This is a genomic window from Oleiphilus sp. HI0043, from assembly GCF_001634935.1.
In genome coordinates, this window is sequence record NZ_LWEY01000733.1 from 1 (window position 1) to 1,690 (window position 1,690).

The window sequence follows — 1,690 nt, forward strand, 5'->3', positions numbered from 1 at the left end:
TAAAAATCCGGCTCACCAACGGAGTATGCTAGAAGGCTTGCAAACTCAATATAACGGAAAAATCCAAGTTGGCACTCGAACATTCAGTTTGATAGCCACACCAATCTTTGATGATGAACACCAACGACTCGGCACCGTCGTCGAGTGGGATGATCAAACCGCGCAGCTAGCCAAGGAACAGGCTGAAGCTCAGTTGGCAGCAGACAATACGCGAATCAAACTAGCGCTAGATGTGTGTAGCACCAACGTCATGATGGCCGACGCTGAGTTCAATATCATTTATATGAATGAATCAGTACAAGAAATGATGAAAACTGCGGAAAGCGACTTGAAAGCAGAGCTTTCTCGCTTCGACGCCGATAACCTGATTGGCAACAATATCGACATCTTCCATAAGAATCCAGCGCATCAACGCAGCATGCTTGAGAAGCTCACCAGCACTTACCAAACCAACATTACGGTTGGGCCACGCACATTTAACTTAATCGCGACCCCTATTTTTGCTGAAAACAAAGAACGAATCGGTACTGTCGTTGAATGGAATGACCGAACAGAAGCGCTTGCTCAAGAAACAAAAGCCAAACAACTCGCCGAGGAAAATGCAGGCGTTAGACTGGCTCTCGATGTTTGTAATACCAATGTGATGATGGCCGATGCAAATTACAACATCAATTATATGAACAAAGCAGTACAGAATATGATGCGCGTAGCTGAGGCAGACTTACGCAAAGTGCTGCCAAACTTTGATGCCAATAACCTTGTTGGCAACAACATCGATGTTTTCCACAAAAACCCTGCACACCAACGCAGTATGCTTGAGCGTCTGACCAGTACATATCAAACTGAAATTAAGGTCGGTGTACGTACCTTTGGCCTAACTGCGACACCTATATATGGCGAAGACCAAACTCGCTTGGGTACCGTCGTTGAATGGTCAGATAGAACTGATGAGGTTGCGCTAGAAGGTGAAATTAACAGTTTGATAAATGCCGCCAACGATGGAGACCTTCGACAACGAATTGACCTAACCGGTAAAAGTGGCTTCTTCGAAAACCTCAGTAATGGTTTGAACTCTCTAATGGACAAGACATCCGAGTTTGTCAGTGAAGTCGGCGTGATATTTGAAGCAATGTCTGAAGGTGATCTCACCAAGAGTATCGAAAACAATTACAAGGGCGAGTTACTTGCCATCAAAAACAATGCAAATAACAGCGTTACCAAACTAAGTGAAGTGCTAACACGCATTCAAATCGCCTCAGAAACGGTTCGCACTTCTTCACAAGAAGTCGCGGAAGGCTCCGATGACTTAAGTCGACGAACCGAATCGCAAGCCAGCTCACTGGAAGAAACCGCTTCCAGCATGGAGCAAATTACAGCCACCGTAAAACAAACGTCGGAAAATGCCTCCGAGTCAAACACTATGGCAAGCGATGCGAAGGGTAAAGCGGAGCAAGGCGGTGAAGTTGTTCAAGGTGCCGTTAGTGCGATGCGTGAAATAATGGAATCTAGCAACAAGATCAACGACATTATCGGCGTGATCGATGAAATTGCCTTCCAGACCAACCTCCTCGCCTTGAATGCTGCGGTTGAAGCCGCAAGAGCTGGTGAGCAAGGCCGTGGCTTTGCTGTCGTTGCTGGAGAGGTTCGTACCTTATCGCAACGTTCTGCTGCCGCGGCGAAGGAAATCAAA

General features: G+C 46.5%; 1 protein-coding gene. It reads left to right on the top strand.

Translation table 11 applies throughout. The features are described 5' to 3' along the window. Positions 1-25 precede the first annotated feature (25 nt). On the top strand, positions 26-1,690 hold a 1,665-nt coding region (locus tag A3729_RS34335), incomplete at its 3' end, for a methyl-accepting chemotaxis protein (RefSeq protein ID WP_304439706.1).